The organism is Brevundimonas sp. TWP2-3-4b1, from assembly GCF_049897665.1.
Lineage (GTDB): Bacteria > Pseudomonadota > Alphaproteobacteria > Caulobacterales > Caulobacteraceae > Brevundimonas > Brevundimonas subvibrioides_B.
Genome location: NZ_JAFCWQ010000007.1, coordinates 87,750 through 107,388, shown reverse-complemented (window position 1 = coordinate 107,388; position 19,639 = coordinate 87,750). Strand labels below are relative to the sequence as shown.

The following is a 19,639-nucleotide window of genomic DNA, read 5'->3' as shown; positions in this document are numbered from 1 at the left end:
GGCGTATCCTCCCCGGCCTATGGTCGGCGCGTTGCGATTGGAGACTGACTTGGCGGACGGCGTGATCACGAGCGAAGGCGAGGTAGAGACCGGCGGCGACGGCTTGCGCGGCCTGACCTATCCGCTCGGCCCCCCTCCGGCGCCGGGCGAGGCGATCCAGGCGGCGCCCGGCGTGCTGTGGCTGCGCCTGCCGCTGCCGATGCAGCTCAATCACATCAACGTCTATGCGATCGAGGACGGCGAGGGCTGGGCCGTCGTCGACACCGGCATCCGAACACCGGACGCCATCGCGGGCTGGGAGGCGGCGCTGACCGGGCCGCTGGCGGGCAAGCCGATCACGCGGGTCATCTGCACCCATATGCATCCAGACCATATCGGCCTGGCCGGCTGGCTGTGCGAGCGGTTCGACGCGCCCCTGCTGATGACCCAGCTGGAATATGTCACCGGCCGGATGCTGTTCGCCGATACCGGTACGGCGCCAGAGGCGGGCGCGATCTTCTGGCGCGCCGGCGGCTGGAACGAGCCGCAGATCGAGCGCTACCGCCAGTCCTACGGCATGTTCGCCAAGGGCATGACGGCCATGCCGGCCGGCTATCAGCGGATTCGGGAGGGCCAGGTCCTGTCGATCGGCGGCGAGGACTGGACCATCTTGATCGGCAACGGTCACAGCCCCGAGCACGCCTGTCTGTGGCGCAAGTCGGATGACGTCTTCATCTCGGGTGACCAGATCCTGCCGCGAATCTCGTCGAACATCTCCGTCTGGCCGACCGAACCCCAGGCCGATCCGTTGGATGACTGGATGACCTCGCTGGACCGGCTCGGCGAGCTCCTGCCGGCTGATCTGCTCGTCCTGCCTGGTCACGGCGAGCCCTTCACGGGCGTGCTGCCGCGTATTGAGGCCTTGAAGCGGGGTCACGCCGTAGCGTTGAAACGGCTGGAGCGGACGCTGCGCGAGCCGAAACGGGCCGTCGATGTCTTCGCCTCCCTGTTCGCCCGCCCGGTCGGCGACGGCATTCTGGGCATGGCCACGGGCGAGGCCATCGCCCACCTCAACTATCTGGCCGGTCAGGGCAGCGTGCGCCGCGAACGCGACGCCGACGGCGTGGACTGGTGGAGCCTCACCGAAACGGAGACCGCCGCATGAGCGACCCCATCCGCCCCCCCGTCAGCGTTGACCTGTCGAACGGCGTCCTGACCGTCACCTTCGCCCGCGCGGAGAAGAAGAACGCCATCACCCAGGCGATGTACGCCCTGCTGGCCGAAGCGACGAACCGCGCCCGTGCCGACGACGCCGTCCGCGTCCTGCTGTTCAAGGCCGAGGGCGACAGCTTCTCCGCCGGCAACGACATCGCCGACTTCATCGCCATCGGGGCCCAGGGCGGCGGCGGGCAGGTCGTCGATGCGCCCGTCTTCCAGTTCCTCAAGGCCCTGGCCGAGATGGACAAGCCAGTGGTCGCGGCGGTGCGCGGTCGCGCCGTGGGCATCGGCCTGACCCTTCTGCTCCATTGCGACATGGTCGTCGTGGCCGAGGACGCGCTTCTGTCCGCGCCCTTCATCAACCTGGCCCTGGCGCCCGAGGCGGGGTCGTCCCTGCTCCTGCCGCTGGCCATCGGCCATCAACGCGCGTTCGAGATTTTCGCTCTGGGCGAGCCGATCGACGGGCGGACGGCCCTGGCCTGGGGCCTCGCCAGCCGCGCCGTCCCCGCCGCCGAGGTCGACGCCGTCGCCGACGGCCTGGCCGCCAAACTCGTCGCCCGCGCGCCCAATTCCCTGCGCAAGACCAAGCGCCTGATGCGCGACGCCGAGGCCCTGTGGACCCTGATGCAGCGCGAGGGCGAAGCCTTCGGCTCCCAGATGTCCAGCCCCGAGGCCATGGAGGCCTTCATGGCCTTCACCCAGAAGCGGGCGCCGGTGTTTTCGTAGGCGGCCTCCCTCTCCCGTTGGGAGAAGCAAGACAGCGGCCTTGATCCCGCCCCCCATTGCCCCTAAGCGCCCGCGCCATGAGCGCCGCGCCCGTCCTCTCGAACAGTTTCCGGATCGCCTCCGAGACGCCCGCCGACCGCGAAGAGGCGGAGGCGCTGGTCATGGCCGCCTTCGGCCCCGGCCGTTTCGCCAAGACGGCGGAGCGCATTCGGGAATCCGCCAGCATCGCAGCCGCCTTCGTGGCGCGCGAGAATGGCCGGATGATCGGCTCGGTGCGGCTGTGGTCGATCACGGTGGATGGGCTGGACGCCCTCTTCCTCGGGCCGATCGCGGTCGCTCAGGATACGCGGCGCGGGGGGATAGGCGCGGATCTGGTCGGCGCCTGCCTTGGCGAGGCGCAGGCCCGGGGCGTGGCCGGCGTGCTGCTGGTCGGCGACCCGCCCTATTTCTCGCGCTTCGGCTTCCAGCCCGCGCCGGACGTGCGCCTGCCCGGACCCGCCGATCCGCAGCGCGTGATGTGGTTGCCGATTGCCAGCGCCGCGCCTTCCGGGTTGGCGCTTGCCGCCTGACTTTCTTCTTTCGTCATCCTCCGGCAAGGCGCGCCTTCGCGCCGCAGACCGGGGGATCCAGCGGCGCCGAAGGCGATCTGTCCAAGCACGGAGTCGGAAGCAGGCCTGTGCGTGGCAGGTTCGCGCTCTCGCGCGCCGCTGGGTCCCCCGGTCTCCGCTTCGCTGCGCCGGAGGATGACGAAAGGGAGGTGGAGCTATGGTCGGACCGCATCGGCCCCGCAGGAGTTTTCCATCTGGACCCCGGCCTTCGCCGGGGTGCACGGTGAAATGAATGAGCGCTTCCGAACCATCCCAGGGTCTCGCCGGAATAACGGCCGCCGCCAGACAGGCGCCGGGTCGCGGCCTGCCGCCGGTGCATCTGTGGCATCCGGCCCATTGCGGCGACATTGACATCGTCATCCGCGCCGACGGCGTCTGGATGCACGAGGGTTCGCCGATCGGCCGGGCCGAACTGGTGCGGCTGTTCTCGACGGTGCTGAGGCGCGACCCCGACGGCTATCACCTTGTCACCCCCGGCGAGAAGATGCGGATCGAGGTCGAGGACCTGCCGTTCCGCGCGGTGACCATGACCCGCGACGGCGACGACCTGGTCTTCACCACCGATGTCGGCGACGAGACGCGCGCCGGGCCCGACCACCTGATCACCGTCGAGACCGATCTCGTGACCGGGGAACCCGCGCCCCGGGTCCATGTCCGCGCCGACCTCGAGGCCCGCATCGCGCGCACCGTCTTCTACGATCTGGTCGAGTTGGCCGAGGTCAGGGATGGCCGCCTCGCCGTCCGGTCCGGCGGCGTCTGGTTCCCGCTCGGTCCGCCGGGAGCGGGCGTGGAATGAGCCATCGGACCTTGAAAGATCGGTTGGTCGAGCGGCTGGCGCCGGTCGGCGACTGGCGGGCGGAGACGCGCGCCATCCGCTCGGACTTCGACCTGAACCCCGGCGCCCCGCGCTGGACGCCCGGTCCGCTGAAGCCCGCCGCCGTCCTGATCCCGATCGTGGCCGATCCCGCGGGCGCGCGTGTTTTGCTGACCCGTCGCGCCGACAGCCTGGCCCGACACACCGGCCAAGTCGCCTTTCCCGGCGGTCGGCTCGACCCCGGCGAGACGGCGGTCGACGCCGCCCTGCGCGAGGCGCGGGAGGAGGTCGACCTCGACCCTGCCGCGGTCACCGTGCTGGGTCTGTCCGACCCTTACGAGACCGGCACCGGCTATCTGGTCACGCCCGTCGTCGGCTGGGTCGCGCACCTGCCGCCCTTGAAGGCTTCGCCCGACGAGGTGGCGGAAATCTTCCAGACCCCCTGGGACTTCCTCATGGATCCGGCCAACCACAGCCGCGACCATCTCGAGGCGCCCGAGGGCGTCAAACGGTGGTTCTGGGCGATGACCTGGAACGAGCAATACATCTGGGGCGTGACCGCCGGCATTATCCGCGGCCTGCGCGCGCGCCTCTATGGCGACGAGTTGAACCTCCCCGAATCGGCCGCCGAGGACGCCGCGTGATCCGGCTGGAGGGCCAGGACTGGCTGACGAGTTCCGCGACCGCCGCCGTCTTCGACGCGCTGGAGGCGGCGGGCGGCCCCGACAGCGCCCGTTTCGTCGGGGGTTCGGTTCGCAACGCCCTGGTCGGACGGCCCGTGGACGACTTCGATGTCGCCACCCGGCTGAAGCCCGAGGAGTCGATGGCGGCGCTGAAGGCGGCCGGGATCAAGGTCGTTCCCACGGGCATCGCCCACGGCACGATCACCGCCGTCTCGGAGAGGAAGCCCTACGAAATCACCAGCCTGCGTTGCGACGTTGAGACCGACGGCCGCCGCGCCGTCGTGGCCTTCACTGACGATTGGGCCGAGGACGCGGCGCGACGCGACTTTCGTCTGAACGCCCTCTATGCCGATCGCACCGGCGCCATCTTCGACCCGACAGGGCAGGGGGTGGAGGATGCGCTCGCCGGACGCGTCGTCTTCGTCGGCGACCCGAAAACCCGGATCGAGGAGGATTACCTCCGCATCCTGCGCTTCTTCCGCTTCTTCGCCTGGTATGGTGGTTCGGACCCCGACGCCGAGGGCCTCGCCGCCTGCGCCGCCCACGCCTCAGGGCTGACGCGACTGTCCGCCGAGCGGGTGTCGAAGGAACTGATGAAGCTGCTGGCCGCGCCCGATCCGCGCCCGGCCATCCATGCGATGCGTGACGCCGGGGTGCTGGAGCGGCTGTTTCCTGCCGTGTCCGGGCTCGCGGCCTTCGATGCGCTAAGCGCCGCCAGCGCCGATCCGGTCCTGCGACTCTCGACCCTGCTGCCCGACGACCCGCCCGCCGTCGCCGGGATCGCCCGTGGCCTGCGTCTGCCCAGGGCGATCGAGATCCGCCTTACCGCCGCAGCCGGGGGACCACTCGATCCGACGACCGGCGAGCGTGAGCTGCGCGCGCTGATCTATCGCCTCGGGAAGGAGGCCGTCAGCGACCGTATCCGGCGCGGCGGCGCGCTTCAGACTCAGGCCGATACCGCCCCGGCGTTGGCGCTGGTCGAAAGCTGGCCCGTTCCGCGCCTGCCGGTCGGCGGCCGCGACCTCGCGAAAATGGGCCTTGAGCCCGGCCCCGGGCATGGCCTCATCCTGAAAGCCTTCGAGGCCGAATGGATGGCCGCCGACTTCCCCGCCGACGGCCATCACGCGCGGCTCACTCGCCTGGCGAGGCGGCCCTCGTGAAGCGGGTTATGACCGGTCGGTGGTCCGATCCCGTGGGCAGGCCCAGCCGCCGCTCCACCAGGGCCAGATCGGGCGAGCGATAGACCTGGTCGATGGTCATGCCGGCGGCGTCGGGCAGCTTCGTCGGCCAGGTCCCCGGCCAGCCGGGTGCGGGGATCAACGCGCCGTCCCCCTTGATGATCCGGCCGATTCGGGCGCTCGAGACGCTGTTGAAATCCCCCGCCGCGATCACCGGCCCGTCGACTGACCGCGCCCAGACCGACAGTCCCTCGGCCTGGCGAATCTGCTCCCACTGGATCTGATAGGGCCACGGCCGCGTCATATGCACGCCCGCGATCGTGACCGGTCCGATATCGGTCTCCACCCTTGCCCCCACGACGAACAGGGTCGGAATGCGAAGCCGGATGTCGCGCAACGGCCGACGCGAAGCGATCACCGACCGAACGGCGCCGCCTGGCCGGTCGATGCGGCCGTTGACGGCCCGATAGGGGTATCCCGCCAGTACCCTGTCGATCTCCGCCGCCGGCGCGTCCCCGAACTCGACGAGGACGACGACGTCCGCATCGGCCGCGGCGATTGAGGTCGCCATCGCGCCCACATCCGTATTCCGGGCCTGAAGATTGGCGGAGTAGAGGGTGAAGTTCGGGGAGCCCTCCTCGGGGTCTCCGCGCGGCGGCGCCCATTGGCTCGACCCGGCCGCCAGCACGAAGGCGCAGACGATCACCGCCGCCGCGACCAGCGTCCGCGATCGCAAAAGCGCCGCTGCGACCAGCCCCGCCGCCGCCGCGACGAGCGCCGGCCCGGTGAACTGCGCGAGAATGTCGACCCATCGGTGACCGATCCCGCTCAGGCCCGCCAATGCGATCCCCAGCGGAGCCAGAAGCGCCAGCCCCACGACACCTGCCGCGAACAATCGCACATACGAGGCTCTGTCAGTCACTAAGACTTGCTATCCATGGTGAACGCGGGTCGATGTGGCGCGTTGACCAGTCGCTTGGGAGGGCGAACATGGCGAAGCGGTCGATCAGGGATATCGAGAACATCTGGTCCAATGTCGAGGGCGTCAAGAAGCTCTCCGACCGGGCCGTCGGCTTCGGCCCCTTCGGCATCGGCTTGGACGGCCTGCTGACCTGGATCCCGGTCGTCGGCACGGTCTACAGTGTGGGGGCCGCCGGATGGCTCCTGACCCAGGCGATACGCGCCAAGGCGACGCCGGGCACCATTGCGCGCATGGTCGGCTATCTCGGCGTCGACGTCGTGACCGGAGAAGTGCCGATCGCAGGCGACGTCGTCGACTTCTTCTTCCCCGGCCACCTGATGGCGGCAAAGGCGCTGCAGAAGGACATCGAGAGTACCCACTGGGTCGAGGCGAACGAGCGCGACGCGCGGGCATCCGGCGAGCACGATCGGCACGTCGCCACGATGAAGGCCGATCCGAAGAAGCGGCGTGTCGTCTATCTGCACGACTGAGCCTGCTGTTTCGCTTGACTGATAGATGCGGGCCATCCCAAGTCCGCACGATCGAGACTGCGCCGGACCCGCTGAATGACCCCCATGCTGACGCGAGACGAACTGGCCGTGGCCCTGGGCCAGGCGGGCGACGGAAACCGCGCCGCCTTCAAAATCGTCTATGAGGCGACCTCCGCGAAGCTATTGGGAGTCTGCCTGCGTATCTTGGCTGACCGCCAATTGGCCGAGGACGTTTTGCAGGACACCTATCTCACCGTCTGGAGGAAGGCCTCGACCTTCGACCCCTCGCGCGCGAGCCCGATCACCTGGCTGGTGACCATCGCGCGCAACCGGTCGATCGACCGTCTGAGGTCGGCCGCGCCGATGCGTCGCACAGCTCCGGTCCAGGACGCCCACGACCTGGCCGACGCCGCCCCCCTGGCCTCGGACGTGATCGAGACGACGGACGAGGTGAACCGGCTGAACGTCTGTCTCGACACGCTGGAGGACAGGGTCCGCGGTGTGATCCGCACTGCCTTCCTGGAGGGGGTCACCTACGACGCCCTCGCGATCCGCGAGAACGTGCCGCTGGGTACGATGAAGAGCTGGATCCGGCGGGGATTGTTCAGGCTGAGGAGCTGCCTCGAATCATGACCGACCTCCCTTCTGACGAGCCCGGCGCCGTCGACGCCCTGGCCGGCGAGCTGGCCCTGCGCGTTCTGCCGCCCGAAGAGGAGCGCGCCGCCCGTGCCCGCGAGGCCTCCGATCCCGCCTTCGCTGCCGAGGTCGAGGTCTGGAACGAGCATCTGGCCGGGTTTATCGCCGAGATTCCACCCGTCCAGCCATCCGCCCGCGTCTGGCCCCGCATCGAGGCGGGCATCGCCCCGGTCGCTGCGAACGACAACCGCGCCGCCTTCTGGAGGACGTGGGCCGTGGGCTCGACCGGTCTGCTGGCTGCCAGCCTCGTCGCTGTCGCCCTGCTGGCCACGCGTCCGACCCCCGCGCCCATCGTGAACACGGCTCCGACCGGCGGCGTGACCCGCGTCGCCACGATCGCCATGACCGATGGCGGGACGCCTGTCGTGGCCCTGGCCTACGACAGCGCGACCGGAAATCTGTTCATCGCGCCCACGGACGCGATGGATGGAGTCAACGCCGTGCCGCACCTTTGGCTGGTCAGGCCGGGCGAGGCCGGGGTCCAGCTGATCGGCGCAATCGACGGCTCGGCCGCCTCGCATCACCATCTGACCGACGTCCTGGCCTCCACGGCGGGTCAGGCGGTCGCCGTCGCCATCTCGATGGAGTCGCCTGGTCACACCCCCGCCGCCGACAAGCCGGATGGCCCGGTGATCGCCACCGGTGAGCTTCAGTCCCTCTAGAGCCTGATCGTTTGAGACAGAAGCGCTTCGCGCTTCTGTCGAAAGCGTGACACAGGCTCTCGCTGATCCGGCTCTGGACCGCATCCGGCCCGGCGAGCCGTCCGTAGTTGTTCGGGACCGGGCCGTTGCGCCGCCGCCTCGTGCGGCGTCGTGGGTGCTGACAGCCGCGATCCGGTCAGCGGGGAGGCCTCCCAGCCCTTCCATGGTCTCCCCGCAACCCGCTTTCCGGCGATACCCATCAACGGATCGACCCAGGACCACAATGAATTCAACGGCCGGCTCTTTTTAGAGCCTTTCAACGCGCGGGCCTCCGGGGCGCCCGCACACTGATCTCCGCATTCCAACGGAGATCGAAATGGCTTCGAACCACAGCGCGCGACTGGACCTGCCCTACCTGGCGGCCGGCCAGTTGCAGAAACATGTCACCCTCAACGAGGCCCTGACCCGACTAGACGTTCTGGCCCAGACGGCTGTGGTCAGCCGCACCGTCGTGGCCCAGCCCGCCGACCCGGACGACGGGGCCCTCTACATCCTGCCCGCGACCCCGACCGGCGCCGTCTGGTCGGCATGGTCGGAAGGCGATCTCGCCCGCGCCGAGCTGGGCGGCTGGACCCGCGTGCCCGCGCCGGTCGGGACGTTGGCCGTCGTGCTGGACGAGAGCGCCTTCGTCGTGCGCGGCGACGACGGCTGGACCCCGTTTCCGGTCCGTCTGCAGGATCTGACCGGGTTCGGCCTCAACACCACGGCCGACGCCGAAAATCCCTTCGCGGCCAGGCTGAACAAGGCGCTGTGGACGGCCTTGTCGACGGGTGACGGTGGCGACGGCGACCTGCGTTTCACCTTCAACAAGGCGGGCGCCGCCGACGTTTTGTCGCTTCTGTTCCAGAGCGGCTACGGCGGCCGCGCCGAACTTGGCCTGATCGGCGACGACGACCTGCGCCTGAAGGTCAGCCCCGACGGCGGGACCTGGCGCGAGGCCCTGCGCATCGACAAGGACGACGCCCGCGTCTGGTTCTCCCACGGCGCCACGCGGGCCGAGACGGTGCGCCTCACCGCCGGCGGCGACTTCATCGCGCCCGACTGGGCCCGGCTTCTGATCGTCACCGCACTCGGAGGCGGGGGCGGCGGCGGTGCGGGCGCCTCGGGCGCGAGCGGCGTGCGTCAGGGCGGGGGCGGCGGCGGCGGCGGCGGCCTGTCCCGGGCGGTCTGGCGCGTCGAGGACCTGCCCGGCCACCTGACCGTGACCCTCGGCGCGGGCGGGGCGTCCGGCGTAGCCGGCGGCGAAACCCTCATCACCGCCTCGGGCGTGACTCTCCTGACCGCGCGCGGCGGCCAGCCCGGCGCGAGCGGCCCGGCGGGCGGAGCCGCGGGCGCGGCCGGCCCCGGCATCCACGGCGGCAATCCCGGCGGCGCGGCCTCGGCCATCGCCACGGCCGAGACGGGTCGCAGTCTCGAGAGCCCGGGGTCTCCAGGCGGCGGCGGAGGCGGCGGCGGACTCGATGCGGGCGGCGTGGCGCGAGCCGGCGGGCCCGGCGGCGCGGGTGGCGTTCTCGCCTGTCTCGCTTCCGGGGGCGCAGGCGGCGTTTCGATGGCCGGTTCGAGCGGATCGGCGCCGGCCTCGAGCATCGCGGTGGCCGGCGGCGGCGGCGGCGGCGCGGGCGCGGTGACTTCCGGCGCAGGTCCGTCGGGCGGCGTGGCGGGCGGCTATGGCGCGGGCGGGGGAGGCGGAGGCGCGGGCGTCAGCTCCGGTGGTGCGGGCGGCGCCGGTTCGGGCGGTGTTGTCGTGATCCTGATTCAGGGATGAGGCCGATGCCGCGTCCCGACGCCGATCCCTTCTTCGACGGCATCGACCCTCTGCTGGATTTCGACGCGCTGGAGGCGCCCCGCCGCCTGTCCCGCGACGAGGGCCGCGCCGTCTGTGGACCCGACTGGTCCAGAATCCATCCCACCTCCGATGAGGGGCCCGACAATGATTGATAACGACCCCCAGCCCTCATCCCGGCCTTCATTCCTGCCTCTGGCGGAGGCCAGATGGCTGTGGCGCCGGCTCTATGTCTTTGCGGCCAGCTTCGCCCTGTGGCGGTCGCTGTCCGCCGTCATCGACCGGACCGAACCCCACGCCCTCCCGGCCGTGGCCTCGGGCCTCATGTCGCTGCTGGCCCTCACCCTGATCCTCTATCTGGTCGCGCCGACGGCCCAGCAACTGGTCGCCCTGCTGGTCAATCTGCGCCTGCGTCTCGGAGCCCCGAAATGAGCTTCCGTCTGTCCGAACGCTCTCGCGCCCGGATGAGGGGCGTCCATCCCGCCCTCGTCGGCGTCATCGAGGCGGCGATCCACATCACGCCGGTCGACTTCATGGTCACCGAAGGTTTGAGGACACCGGCCCGGCAGGCGTGTCTGGTCCGCGCCGGAGCCAGCCGCACCATGAATTCGCGGCACATCACCGGCCACGCGGTCGATGTCGCCGCCATGGTCGATGGTGCGATCCGCTGGGACTGGCCCCTCTATCCGCGCATCGCCGAGGCCATCAAGACGGCGGCGAAGGCCAAGGGTGTGGCCCTGGTCTGGGGCGGCGAGTGGCCGCGCCTACGCGACGGCCCGCATTTCGAGCTCGACCGGCGGGTGTTCCCGTGATCGGCCTGTCTCCGGTCCTGCGGACCCTGGCGCCGATGGGCTGGCTGGCCCTCGGCGTCTTCGTCCTCGCCGTCGCTGCCGTCGTCTTCGGCGGTCTCGGCTTCCGCTGGGATCCGTTCGACCTCGACCGGCGACGGCTCAACCGCGCCGAGGCCTCGGTCGCCGCCGCCACGCAGCAGGCCGCCGCCCGAACCGCCGAGGCCGAGGGCTAGGCCGACCAGGTCGCCCGCCTCGACGCCGCCGTCCAGTCCGCCGTGACGCTGGAACGCGCCACCGCCCGATCCATCCAGACCGCGAGAACCGCCGATGACTCTTCCCTTCCGTTGCCTGCCGATCGCGCTGATCGCCTGCACCACCATGACCGCGAGCTGTGCCGGATCGCGCCCGATCTCGTCGGTTGCCCCGCCGCGCCTCTCCCTGCCGGCGATGGCGAGCCGGCCATGCGAGTTGCATCGTCTTCCCGCCGCGCCGACCTTGGGTGACCTGGAGGTCGGCTATATGATCCGGGGCCGCCAGATCGCGGACTGCGACGTCGCGCGGCGACTGGCGGTCGACACCTTGCTGTCCGAGCGACGGGCGGGAGAGGCGGCGAAGCGTCCCTGACGTCGTCCGTTTCGTCCGTTTCGTCAGGGTGTTTTCGCGTCGTCCGGACGAAACGCCCGGCAAAACCTGCCGGGCGCCCGGCATTTCCTGCCGTCCGGCCGGCAAACCGGCAAAACCTGCCGGGCGCGAAGCGTGGTTAAGGCAAAGTACCGTAGTTATTTCAATGCATTGGCCGTTTGTCGAAATTGCGACGTCTGGCGTGCCGATTGCTTCTGTTGTTGCTGAGCAAAATGCTCTCGACGGTCAAAATGACGGTCGAACACCTTGAAACAAGGACTTTCGTCATGGCGCTGAACAGCGTGAACACGAACTCGGGCGCCCTAACCGCCCTTCAAAACCTGCAATCTACGAACAGGGAACTGGATACCGTCCAGAGCCGGATCAATACCGGCAAGAAGGTCAACTCGGCCAAGGACAACGGCGCCGTCTGGGCCATCGCCCAGGGCCAGCGCTCGGAAATCAACGCCCTCACCGCCGTCAAGACCAGTTTGGATCGCGGCTCATCCGCCGTGGATGTCGCTGTGGCGGCTGGTGAATCGGTTTCCGACCTGCTGATCCAGTTGAAAGAAAAGGCCCTGTCCGCGACTGACAAGTCGCTGTCCACGGCCTCGCGCAAGGCCTTGAACGAAGACTTCAAGTCCATCCGCGACCAGATCACCACGGTGGTCTCGAACGCCAAGTTCAACGGCGTGAACCTGCTGGACAACTCGACCGGCACCAATGGCTTCAAGGCCCTCTCGAACACGGCCGGCTCCACCATCAAGGTGGCGGGTGAAAACCTGTCGCTGGGCGGCGCCAACGTGACCGTCGCGGCTACGACGACCATCGGCACCTCCACCCTGGCGACCACCGCTCTGACGGCCGTCAACGCTTCGATCGACAACGTGTCGGCCTCCCTGGCTCGCCTGGGCACCGGCGCTAAGGCGCTCGATACGCACAACACGTTCGTCGCCAAGCTCTCCGACGCTCTGGAATCCGGGGTTGGCAACCTGGTCGATGCGGATCTGGCCAAGGAAAGCGCGCGACTGCAGTCGCTGCAAACCAAGCAACAGCTGGGTGTGCAGGCTCTGTCGATCGCCAACTCCTCGACCTCGATCCTGCTCGGCCTGTTCCGATAAGCCAATGGAAGGGCGGGACTTCGGTCCCGCCCGACCGTTCCCCAAGGGACGCCGGAGAACCCGGCGTGAGGAGCCATGGACACCAATGCAAAGAGGATAGGCGCCGCCGCTTTGCCCGTCATCGCAGCCACCGGGGCCGCGACCACGAGCAACGACTTCGATCATGACCGCGCCGAACAGAAGGCCGAAGAGGCCGCCCGGTATCGCCTGATCATAGAGGAAGGGCCCACCCAGGGAACCTTCATCTACAAGACCCTGGACAGCACCACCGGTGAGGTCATCCGCCAGTTCCCGCGAGAGCAGGTTTTGCGAATGGCCGAAAGCGGAGGCTACACCGCCGGGGGTCTGATCGACACTAGCGCCTGATTTTTTTCAGACGCCGGCCCAACCTTCCAGACCGCGCGGGATCGCCCGCCGCGGTTAATCGTCGTGGTTTACAGGCGTTAACCATACGGTGACTGTTACTGACCTAGCCTCCCGGCGAACAACCCGGGGCTAGAAGACCTATGACGACGAACAGCGTTCACACCAATGCCGCCGCCGCCGTCGCGCTGCAGAACCTGTCCCGCACCAACGACAACCTGACCGGGGTCCAGAATCGCGTCTCCACGGGGCTGAAAATCCAGGGAGCCAAGGACAACGCGGCAATCTGGGCCATCGCCCAGGGGCAGCGCGCCGACCTCGGCGCCCTGTCCGCCGTGAAGCAGAGCCTGGACCGCGCCACCTCTATCGCCGACGTCGCTATGTCGGCGGGCGAATCGATCTCCGACCTGCTGAACCAGCTCAAAGAGAAGGTCGTCGCGGCCAAGGACGCCTCGCTCAAGACCCAGTCCCGCGAACTGCTGAACGCCGACTTTCAGGCCTTGCTACGCGCCATCAAGTCGGCCGTGGAGAACGCTGAGTTCGACGGCGGCAACGTCCTGAACGGCTCCCTGACCAACGGACTGAAGTTCCTTGCCAACGCCGACGCGTCCTCGTTCGTGACCCTGTCGGGCAAGAACCTGACCCTGAGCGGATCCATTCTGACGCTTGGTCTGGCTGACAGCCTGTTGACGATCACCGGCGCGACCACGGCGCTCAGCAAGCTGGACACTTCGATCAGCAAGCTGAACTCTGCGCTTGGCGACCTCGGAGCCCAGGCCAAGCAGATCTCGGCGCACAACACCTTCGTCTCGAAGCTCGCCGACACGATCGAATCGGGCATCGGTAATCTGGTGGACGCAGACCTCGCCAAGGAAAGCGCGCGCTTGCAGGCGTTGCAGGTGCAGCAGCAGCTCGGAGCTCAGGCCCTGTCGATCGCCAACCAGGCGCCGCAGATCATTCTGTCCCTGTTCCAGTAAGGATCAGAAGCGGCCAGGGCCCGGGGTGTGCCCGATCACCACAGGGCCAGGGCGGCGGCGTGGCGGGTGCGAGCGGTCTCCGAACCCGTACAGGGCCAGCAGGTTCTGGATTAGCGACTTCGGGAAGATCATGATCTCACTCCTGCCCAACGAGATCAGAACACGATTCGCATTCCATCGTTCCCTGGTCGAACGTTAATCTCGCATTGAGCCCGTTCGCGTACCGTCCTCCGCGGAGGATCGAGTGGCGATCAACAACAGCTATCTGATGGGTCTGTTCGGCGGTTCGTATGACCCCGCGTCCTCGGCTGCGCTGACCAACCTCGTCACGAAGAAGGCCCAGCCGACCGCGCCGTGGAGCACCTCGGCCCAGCCGACCGCGCCCAAGCCGGACGCCCTGGTTCGCGCCGCGCTCGGCGGCCGCGCCTTCGTCAACGAGGACGCCGCCCAGCTCGACGTGAAGGGCGCCTCGGCCGACTACAGGAAGCTGTTCGCCCTCTATCAGGGGTTGGAGACGCTCAACGCCCTGGCCAATCGCGCCTCGGTGAAGGGCCTGAGCATGACCGACCTGGCCCTGACCCAGAAACGATTCGCCTCAGGCCTCGCCGAAATCGGCTCCTACCTCGGCAAGGCAGAATTCGACGCGCTGCGCCTGGTGCAGGGTACGTCGTCCTCGACCTCCAAGACGACCGCCGGCGTCCCTCGTGACAGCTCCAACTCGATCACCGGCCCGATCCATGAAGGCGCGCTGGACACGCCCGTGAAGGCTTTCGAGGGCGACACCAGGTTCAACATCACCATCAAGGTGCCGGTCGGGCTTTCGACCCAGACCACGGCCGTGCCGATCGATCTGTCCGATATGGGTTCGACGCCCCGGACGATGGACTCTGTCACGAGCTTCATCAACGGCAAGCTGGAGGCCGCCGGCTTCCAGACCCGCATCGGCCGCGACCAGATCAAGGCGGAGCCCAAGGTCATCCAGGTCGCCGGAAAGCCCGTGACCCTGCCGGCGGGCCCCGACAGGTGGCCGCTCGCGATCCGCGGGACCTCGACCGAGACCGTCGGCTTCACTGCCTCCGAGACGTCGGACGCCGTCTATGTGGTCCAGTCCGCCGGCGCCCCGGCCACGACCGTGACCACGACGGTCAACGGCGTATCGAGCACCAGGACTACCGTTCCAGCCACCACCATCAACCAGATCCTGAAGTTCCAGAGCGACGGCGGGACGGCGGCCCAGCCCGCCGGCGGCAACGTCGGCGAGACCCAATGGGTCGACGGCCGCATATCCCAGGAGAAGATGCCCGACGGCGTCACCGCCGTCCGCGCCAGCGCGGTCGGGCCGGACGGCTCGCTGTGGATCGTCGGCGACGTCACCTCCGGCGGGACGAGCCAGCCGATCAAGGGCGTTCAGGACGTCGCCCTGATGAAGTACGATTCGGCTGGACGGCTGGTCGCGACCCGCACCCTGGGGGCCGCCTCGACCGCCAGCGGCTATGCCATCGCGATCGACGACAACGGCGATGTCGCTGTCGCGGGCTCCGTCACGGGTTCGCTGAACACCTCGACCACGGACGCGGGCAAGACCGGAGAGGTCGCCAACGTCGCCGACAGCTTCGTCACCGTGTTCAACAAGGACGGCGAGGAGCAGTGGACCCAGCGTCGCGGCGCCCGCGCGGCCGATGAGGCGACCAGCGTCTCCTTCGGCGCCGACGGCCTGGTCTATATCGGCGGGCGGTCGAAATCGGCCATTCCCGGATCGGTCTCGGTCGGCGGCTGGGATGGATATGTGCAGGCCTTCAAGGCGGGCGAGCCCTATCCGACAGCGGGCATCGTCTCCAAGGCGATCGGCCAGAGCCAGTTCGGCACCGGCGGCGACGACAGCGTCGATGCGATGACCATCGACAGCTCCAACCTCTACACCGCCGGTGTCGAGGACGGCCACGCGGTCGTGCGCCGCTTCACCCTGGACGCTGCGGGCGTGCCGACCCTGGCCTTGACGCGCGACCTCGGCGCCATTTCGGGCGAGATCGCCGGCATCGCCATTGCCAACGGGAAGGTCATCCTGACCGGGACCAGCCGCGACAGCGGTCTCGCTGCCGGGACCACGACCACGGCCCATTCGGGCGGCAAGGACGTCTTCGTCGCCGCGATCTCGACCGACCTGACGGCCGCCGGGACCGATCGCCTGAGCTGGTACGGCGACGCGGGCGACGACACGGCCGCCGACGTGAAGGTCCATGACGGCAAGGTCTGGATCACCGGCATCGCCGACCGCGATCCGGCCGCAAAGGACACGGACCCGGCCAAGGCCTATCTCACCCGGCTCGATCCCCTGACCGGCGCCGTCGAATACACCCGTACCTGGTCCGGCGACGGCGACCAGGCCAGGCCGATGACCCTGGCTGTCGCGTCCGGCGGGGCCAGCGTCCTGGACCGTCTGGGCCTGCCGCAGGGCGAGATCGACCAGAGTGATTCCAAAAAACTGACCGATGCCACCTCTCTGCGGGTCGGCGACCGCTTCTATATCACGCCCGCCAACGGCGGCCGGGCCCAGGCTGTGACCATCGACGCCAAGGATACCCTGGCGACCCTGGCCCGCAAGATCAGCGTGGCGTCCGGAGGCAAGCTGAAGGTCACCGTCGCCTCCGAAGGCGGCGCGGTCACCGGCAGGGACGGCGAGACCACAACCACCACCGGCGGCGTCCAGCGCCTGTCAATCATGGCCAAGGACGGCAAGACCGGGGCGATCCTGGCCGCCGGCGAGACGGGCAGGGACGCCCTGATGGGGCTCGGCCTGTCGGCGGGCTATGTCGGGCTGGCCGCGGCCGACACCAGTGTGAAGACGTTCGGTCTGGACCTGCCCGGCAACCTGACCCTGAACAACGCGGCTGCGATCACGGCGTCTGGCGAAAAGCTTCAGGGCGCGCTCAAGGTCATCCGCGACGCCTATCGCGGACTGGCGCCCCAGGACGCGACCGCTTCGGCGTCCGGCCCCGTCCCCGCCTATCTGACCAACCAGCTCGCCAACTATCAGGCTGCGCTCGCCCGCCTGACCGGATAAGCGGGCGCCGTTTTCGCTTCGCAGTTGACGCCCCGGTGCGGGGCGGGGTTATTGAGGCCTTCAAGGCCCGACGCCCAGCGAGCTCCGCTTCATGCAACTGCCCAACGACAATCGCGTCATCATCGCCATCGGTGTGGGCCTCGCCGTCCTGGCGGCCGTGGTGCTGGCCCTGGTGTTCGGCGGAAGCCGTGAACCGGCCGCGCCGAAAGCGCCGGAAACCGAAGGCCCCGGCGGTCTGACGGTCAATGTCGGCGATGCGCCGTCGCTGGAGCCGACACGAGCGTTGCGCTGCTTTGTCGATGGCCAGTTCATCGGCATGGCGACCTTGTCCGACTGCGCCCGACGCAACGGCCTGGCCACGGACGCCCTGGATGTGGGTCTCGACGAGACGGGCGCCCTCGCCGCAGCCCCGACGGCGTCCTTCGCCCCGCCGCCAGCCCTGCCCGACGCGACGACGACAGCCGGCAGCGGCGTCGTCGATCCCTACGACACGACCCTGCCCGAAAAGCCCCAGCCCCAGCTGCAGCCCCAGCCGCGCGTGGAGCGCACGTCTGGAGCACCCTGCCTGCGCTTCACCGGCTCGGACTGGCGTGAGCTGGGCCAGATGAGCCTGAACCAGTGCGTCCAGGCCCTGTACGCGGGAACCTGCGTCCGCCCTGGCGACGCCCAGTACGGCCGCCACGGCAATCTGACCCTGCGGCTGGTGCCCCGGCGCGTCGAGCAGTCCAATGACAACACGCGCTTCCGCATCCTGGCCGACCAGGATCGCAGCTGCCAGTTTCCGAGCCTGAACTGATGATCCGCCCCACCCTGATCGCATCGCTCCTGGCGATCCCGGTCCTCGCGGGCTGCGCCCAGGCGGTGAAGGCCCCGACCGAGACCGGCGTCTGCTATGCGGTTGAGCAGTCTGGGGACGAGCCGGTCTTCAACGTCGTCGCGCGTGACCAGGTCCAGATCGAGATGTGCGCCGCCCGGCTGGAGGAAATGCGTCTGCGTTTCCGCGGCCTGGGTAGCACGCGCGAGGAGGTCACCGGCGCCTATCAGGGCCAGTTCATCTTCGTCGACCGTCGGGGGGTCTCGTTCGCTCGGACGCTGGAGGGCGCGCGGTTCTTCGCCTTGGCGCGGACCGGCGACGGTCGCCTGGCGGTGCCGGGCGCCATCGAGCGGGGCGTCACCGAACTGGGCGTCGTGGTCGAGGAACGCGCCCCGCCCTCGTTCCCGGGACAGTAGAACAAACTCGGAACACGTGTTAACGGTTTCGCGGGCGCGCCTCGCGGGACCAGGATTTTCAGCCCGGTCGCACAGTCGCGCCGGAGCTATCAGAGAGAGAATTTCATCATGGCGGGAAGCGTCAACAAGGTCATCCTCATCGGCAATCTGGGTCGCGATCCGGAAATCCGCTCCATGCCGAACGGCGACCGTATCGCCAACTTCTCCCTGGCCACCTCCGAGACCTGGCGTGACAAGTCATCGGGCGAGCGCAAGGAAAAGACCGAATGGCACCGCGTTTCGGTCTTCAACGACAACATCGTTAAGGTCGTTGAAAACTATGTGAAAAAGGGCTCGACCGTCTATGTCGAAGGCTCGCTCCAGACGCGCAAGTGGACCGACAAGGACGGCGTCGAGAAATACACCACCGAAATCATCATCGGCCGCTTCAACGGCCAGTTGACCATGCTGGGCGGCCGTGACGGCGGCGGGGCTTCGCAAGGCGGCGGTCAGGGTTCGGGCGGTCGCTCGAACGATGACGACTATTCCTCGGGCTTCTCCACCGGCGGCGCCAACAAGCCCTCCGGCCCGAAGGAAAGCTACGACCTCAACGACGACATCCCGTTTTAAACAGACCGGTCCATCGCAATCGAAACTTCGGCTCATGCATTGTGAGCCGACGTTTTTGTTTGGGCATGCGATAGGCCATCCGTGCCCGTAACTCCCGACAAGCCCCACAGCCCGCTGTCCCTGATGGAGATCGGCGCGATCGCCGCCATCGTGGTGATCTGGGGGGCCAACAATGCCGCCGCCAAGGTGGCGACCGAGGTGCTGCCACCGCTGCTGACCGGAGCCATTCGCTTCGCCATCGCCGCCCTGTGTCTGATCCCCTTCGTGCGTCCCCCCTTTCCGAACTGGAAGAGCCTGGTCCTGATCGTCATCCTCGGCGGACCCCTGCATTACGGTCTGCTCTATCTGGGGTTCGCCCTTGCCGAAGACGTCAGTCCGGTCTCGGTCGCGTCCCAGCTGTGGATCCCCTTCACGGCCCTTTTCGCCTTCCTGCTGCTGGGCGAGCGGCTGTCGATCGCCGCCCTCATCGGCATGGTGGTGTCGCTGATCGGCGTCGCCTGGATGTCGGCCGATCCCCATGCCCTGCATGACTGGCCCGCCATCCTGGTGATCATCGCTGCGGCGGCCTTCTGGGGGATTACGACCGTGATCGCGCGCCGGACCACCTCGATTCCGCCGCTGAAGATGCAAGGGCTGCTCGCCTTCGTCGCCCTGCCGACCCTCGCGTTCGGCTCGGCCATGTTCGAGACCGGTCAGGTCGAGGCTGTCCGCGCCGCGACCCCGCTGATCTGGGTCTGCATGCTGTGGGCCGGGGTCATCTCGTCGGTCTTTGCCACCAGTATGGTGTTCTGGCTGGTTCAGAAACGTGAGGCCGGACGGGTGACGCCCTATTTCCTCGCCACCCCCGTGGTCTCGATCGCCATCGGCTGGGGCCTGCTGGGCGATGTGCTGACGCCGCAGATCCTCACCGGCGCCGCCCTGACCATGGCCGGCGTGGCTGTCGTCGCGCTCGCGGAGCGGGGCCTGCGGGCAGGCGCGGCGAAGGCCTAGAGCAGGATCGGCTGAGGAGGACTCGCTTCGCGATTCCG

At 68.6% G+C, this 19,639-nt stretch carries 25 protein-coding genes; 23 read left to right on the top strand and 2 right to left on the bottom strand.

Features of this window, described 5'->3' with window-relative positions:
• Window positions 1-49 precede the first annotated feature (49 nt).
• The 6 genes from ACP7A5_RS07675 to ACP7A5_RS07650 all read left to right on the top strand — a co-directional run bounded on the left by ACP7A5_RS07675 (window position 50) and on the right by ACP7A5_RS07650 (window position 5,188).
• Window positions 50-1,144, top strand: a complete 1,095-nt coding sequence (locus tag ACP7A5_RS07675; protein ID WP_426041366.1) for an MBL fold metallo-hydrolase — start codon at window positions 50-52, stop codon at window positions 1,142-1,144.
• Window positions 1,141-1,923, top strand: a complete 783-nt coding sequence (locus ACP7A5_RS07670) for an enoyl-CoA hydratase (RefSeq protein WP_426041365.1) — start codon at window positions 1,141-1,143, stop codon at window positions 1,921-1,923. The genes ACP7A5_RS07675 and ACP7A5_RS07670 overlap by 4 nt, the downstream gene beginning before the upstream one ends.
• Window positions 1,924-2,000: 77 nt before the next feature.
• Window positions 2,001-2,492 (top strand): GNAT family N-acetyltransferase, encoded by a 492-nt coding sequence (locus ACP7A5_RS07665; RefSeq protein ID WP_426041364.1) that lies wholly within the window; start codon window positions 2,001-2,003, stop codon window positions 2,490-2,492.
• A 271-nt stretch (window positions 2,493-2,763) separates the two neighbouring features.
• Window positions 2,764-3,327, top strand: coding sequence for a DUF1285 domain-containing protein (locus ACP7A5_RS07660; RefSeq protein ID WP_426041363.1), 564 nt, complete (start codon window positions 2,764-2,766; stop codon window positions 3,325-3,327).
• 11 nt (window positions 3,328-3,338) lie between these two features.
• Window positions 3,339-3,989 (top strand): CoA pyrophosphatase, encoded by a 651-nt coding sequence (locus ACP7A5_RS07655; RefSeq protein WP_426041362.1) that lies wholly within the window; start codon window positions 3,339-3,341, stop codon window positions 3,987-3,989.
• Window positions 3,986-5,188: a CCA tRNA nucleotidyltransferase gene (locus tag ACP7A5_RS07650; RefSeq protein WP_426041361.1), complete on the top strand. Its 1,203-nt coding sequence runs from the start codon at window positions 3,986-3,988 to the stop codon at window positions 5,186-5,188. Before ACP7A5_RS07655 ends, ACP7A5_RS07650 begins: the two co-directional genes overlap by 4 nt.
• Here ACP7A5_RS07650 and ACP7A5_RS07645 read toward each other — a convergent pair.
• Complete coding sequence (locus ACP7A5_RS07645; protein WP_426041360.1) at window positions 5,160-6,128, bottom strand: endonuclease/exonuclease/phosphatase family protein; 969 nt, start codon at window positions 6,126-6,128, stop codon at window positions 5,160-5,162. The two genes, ACP7A5_RS07650 and ACP7A5_RS07645, sit on opposite strands and share 29 nt — an antisense overlap.
• A gap of 68 nt (window positions 6,129-6,196) precedes the next feature.
• On the opposite strand from ACP7A5_RS07645, the gene ACP7A5_RS07640 reads away from it, so the two are divergent.
• The 12 genes from ACP7A5_RS07640 to ACP7A5_RS07585 all read left to right on the top strand — a co-directional run bounded on the left by ACP7A5_RS07640 (window position 6,197) and on the right by ACP7A5_RS07585 (window position 13,711).
• On the top strand, window positions 6,197-6,658 hold the full coding sequence (locus ACP7A5_RS07640) for a DUF4112 domain-containing protein (protein ID WP_426041359.1): 462 nt from the start codon (window positions 6,197-6,199) through the stop codon (window positions 6,656-6,658).
• A 75-nt stretch (window positions 6,659-6,733) separates the two neighbouring features.
• Window positions 6,734-7,291, top strand: coding sequence for a sigma-70 family RNA polymerase sigma factor (locus ACP7A5_RS07635; RefSeq protein ID WP_426041358.1), 558 nt, complete (start codon window positions 6,734-6,736; stop codon window positions 7,289-7,291).
• Window positions 7,288-8,016 (top strand): anti-sigma factor, encoded by a 729-nt coding sequence (locus ACP7A5_RS07630; protein WP_426041357.1) that lies wholly within the window; start codon window positions 7,288-7,290, stop codon window positions 8,014-8,016. Before ACP7A5_RS07635 ends, ACP7A5_RS07630 begins: the two co-directional genes overlap by 4 nt.
• 355 nt (window positions 8,017-8,371) lie before the next feature.
• A complete protein-coding gene (locus ACP7A5_RS07625) occupies window positions 8,372-9,820 on the top strand; it encodes a DUF2793 domain-containing protein (RefSeq protein ID WP_426041356.1) in 1,449 nt (482 codons plus the stop codon).
• Window positions 9,821-9,825: 5 nt separating this feature from the next.
• Window positions 9,826-9,993, top strand: coding sequence for a hypothetical protein (locus ACP7A5_RS07620; protein ID WP_426041355.1), 168 nt, complete (start codon window positions 9,826-9,828; stop codon window positions 9,991-9,993).
• Window positions 9,986-10,270 carry a hypothetical protein gene (locus tag ACP7A5_RS07615; protein ID WP_426041354.1) on the top strand — a complete coding sequence of 95 codons (285 nt, stop codon included), beginning with the start codon at window positions 9,986-9,988 and terminating at the stop codon, window positions 10,268-10,270. The genes ACP7A5_RS07620 and ACP7A5_RS07615 overlap by 8 nt, the downstream gene beginning before the upstream one ends.
• Window positions 10,267-10,650: a M15 family metallopeptidase gene (locus ACP7A5_RS07610; protein WP_426041353.1), complete on the top strand. Its 384-nt coding sequence runs from the start codon at window positions 10,267-10,269 to the stop codon at window positions 10,648-10,650. The genes ACP7A5_RS07615 and ACP7A5_RS07610 overlap by 4 nt, the downstream gene beginning before the upstream one ends.
• Entirely contained in the window at window positions 10,647-10,862 is a 216-nt protein-coding gene (locus tag ACP7A5_RS07605; protein ID WP_426041352.1) for a hypothetical protein, read from the top strand. The genes ACP7A5_RS07610 and ACP7A5_RS07605 overlap by 4 nt, the downstream gene beginning before the upstream one ends.
• Before the next feature lie 94 nt (window positions 10,863-10,956).
• A complete protein-coding gene (locus tag ACP7A5_RS07600; protein WP_426041351.1) occupies window positions 10,957-11,253 on the top strand; it encodes a hypothetical protein in 297 nt (98 codons plus the stop codon).
• Window positions 11,254-11,537: 284 nt separating this feature from the next.
• Window positions 11,538-12,371 (top strand): flagellin, encoded by an 834-nt coding sequence (locus tag ACP7A5_RS07595; protein ID WP_426039044.1) that lies wholly within the window; start codon window positions 11,538-11,540, stop codon window positions 12,369-12,371.
• A 75-nt stretch (window positions 12,372-12,446) separates the two neighbouring features.
• Window positions 12,447-12,737, top strand: coding sequence for a flagellar protein FlaG (locus ACP7A5_RS07590; RefSeq protein ID WP_426041350.1), 291 nt, complete (start codon window positions 12,447-12,449; stop codon window positions 12,735-12,737).
• Window positions 12,738-12,877: 140 nt separating this feature from the next.
• Window positions 12,878-13,711, top strand: a complete 834-nt coding sequence (locus ACP7A5_RS07585) for a flagellin (RefSeq protein WP_426041349.1) — start codon at window positions 12,878-12,880, stop codon at window positions 13,709-13,711.
• A gap of 3 nt (window positions 13,712-13,714) precedes the next feature.
• Here the strand turns inward: ACP7A5_RS07585 and ACP7A5_RS07580 are convergent, their stop codons facing one another.
• Window positions 13,715-13,843, bottom strand: a complete 129-nt coding sequence (locus ACP7A5_RS07580; protein WP_426041348.1) for a hypothetical protein — start codon at window positions 13,841-13,843, stop codon at window positions 13,715-13,717.
• Window positions 13,844-13,955: 112 nt separating this feature from the next.
• Between ACP7A5_RS07580 and ACP7A5_RS07575 the strand changes: the two genes are divergently transcribed.
• From ACP7A5_RS07575 to ACP7A5_RS07555, 5 genes are all read left to right on the top strand, one after another.
• On the top strand, window positions 13,956-16,772 hold the full coding sequence (locus ACP7A5_RS07575) for a transcriptional regulator (RefSeq protein WP_426041347.1): 2,817 nt from the start codon (window positions 13,956-13,958) through the stop codon (window positions 16,770-16,772).
• 91 nt (window positions 16,773-16,863) lie between these two features.
• A complete protein-coding gene (locus ACP7A5_RS07570) occupies window positions 16,864-17,568 on the top strand; it encodes a hypothetical protein (RefSeq protein ID WP_426041346.1) in 705 nt (234 codons plus the stop codon).
• Window positions 17,568-18,002, top strand: coding sequence for a hypothetical protein (locus ACP7A5_RS07565; RefSeq protein WP_426041345.1), 435 nt, complete (start codon window positions 17,568-17,570; stop codon window positions 18,000-18,002). Before ACP7A5_RS07570 ends, ACP7A5_RS07565 begins: the two co-directional genes overlap by 1 nt.
• A 108-nt stretch (window positions 18,003-18,110) precedes the next feature.
• The gene (gene ssb / locus ACP7A5_RS07560) at window positions 18,111-18,611 is read left to right on the top strand and encodes a single-stranded DNA-binding protein (protein WP_303697072.1); all 501 of its coding nucleotides are present in this window, start codon (window positions 18,111-18,113) and stop codon (window positions 18,609-18,611) included.
• Between the two features lie 81 nt (window positions 18,612-18,692).
• Window positions 18,693-19,601 carry a DMT family transporter gene (locus tag ACP7A5_RS07555; protein ID WP_426041344.1) on the top strand — a complete coding sequence of 303 codons (909 nt, stop codon included), beginning with the start codon at window positions 18,693-18,695 and terminating at the stop codon, window positions 19,599-19,601.
• Window positions 19,602-19,639 lie beyond the last annotated feature (38 nt).

Coding starts and splice junctions, on each gene's coding strand:
- ACP7A5_RS07670 (WP_426041365.1), top strand. CDS start 1,141: ATGAGCGACCCCATCCGCCCCCCCGTCAGCGTTGACCTGTCGAACGGC.
- ACP7A5_RS07665 (WP_426041364.1), top strand. CDS start 2,001: ATGAGCGCCGCGCCCGTCCTCTCGAACAGTTTCCGGATCGCCTCCGAG.
- ACP7A5_RS07660 (WP_426041363.1), top strand. CDS start 2,764: ATGAGCGCTTCCGAACCATCCCAGGGTCTCGCCGGAATAACGGCCGCC.
- ACP7A5_RS07640 (WP_426041359.1), top strand. CDS start 6,197: ATGGCGAAGCGGTCGATCAGGGATATCGAGAACATCTGGTCCAATGTC.
- ACP7A5_RS07635 (WP_426041358.1), top strand. CDS start 6,734: ATGACCCCCATGCTGACGCGAGACGAACTGGCCGTGGCCCTGGGCCAG.
- ACP7A5_RS07630 (WP_426041357.1), top strand. CDS start 7,288: ATGACCGACCTCCCTTCTGACGAGCCCGGCGCCGTCGACGCCCTGGCC.
- ACP7A5_RS07625 (WP_426041356.1), top strand. CDS start 8,372: ATGGCTTCGAACCACAGCGCGCGACTGGACCTGCCCTACCTGGCGGCC.
- ACP7A5_RS07620 (WP_426041355.1), top strand. CDS start 9,826: ATGCCGCGTCCCGACGCCGATCCCTTCTTCGACGGCATCGACCCTCTG.
- ACP7A5_RS07615 (WP_426041354.1), top strand. CDS start 9,986: ATGATTGATAACGACCCCCAGCCCTCATCCCGGCCTTCATTCCTGCCT.
- ACP7A5_RS07610 (WP_426041353.1), top strand. CDS start 10,267: ATGAGCTTCCGTCTGTCCGAACGCTCTCGCGCCCGGATGAGGGGCGTC.
- ACP7A5_RS07600 (WP_426041351.1), top strand. CDS start 10,957: ATGACTCTTCCCTTCCGTTGCCTGCCGATCGCGCTGATCGCCTGCACC.
- ACP7A5_RS07595 (WP_426039044.1), top strand. CDS start 11,538: ATGGCGCTGAACAGCGTGAACACGAACTCGGGCGCCCTAACCGCCCTT.
- ACP7A5_RS07590 (WP_426041350.1), top strand. CDS start 12,447: ATGGACACCAATGCAAAGAGGATAGGCGCCGCCGCTTTGCCCGTCATC.
- ACP7A5_RS07585 (WP_426041349.1), top strand. CDS start 12,878: ATGACGACGAACAGCGTTCACACCAATGCCGCCGCCGCCGTCGCGCTG.
- ACP7A5_RS07580 (WP_426041348.1), bottom strand. CDS start 13,843: ATGATCTTCCCGAAGTCGCTAATCCAGAACCTGCTGGCCCTGTACGGG.
- ACP7A5_RS07570 (WP_426041346.1), top strand. CDS start 16,864: ATGCAACTGCCCAACGACAATCGCGTCATCATCGCCATCGGTGTGGGC.
- ACP7A5_RS07565 (WP_426041345.1), top strand. CDS start 17,568: ATGATCCGCCCCACCCTGATCGCATCGCTCCTGGCGATCCCGGTCCTC.
- ssb (WP_303697072.1), top strand. CDS start 18,111: ATGGCGGGAAGCGTCAACAAGGTCATCCTCATCGGCAATCTGGGTCGC.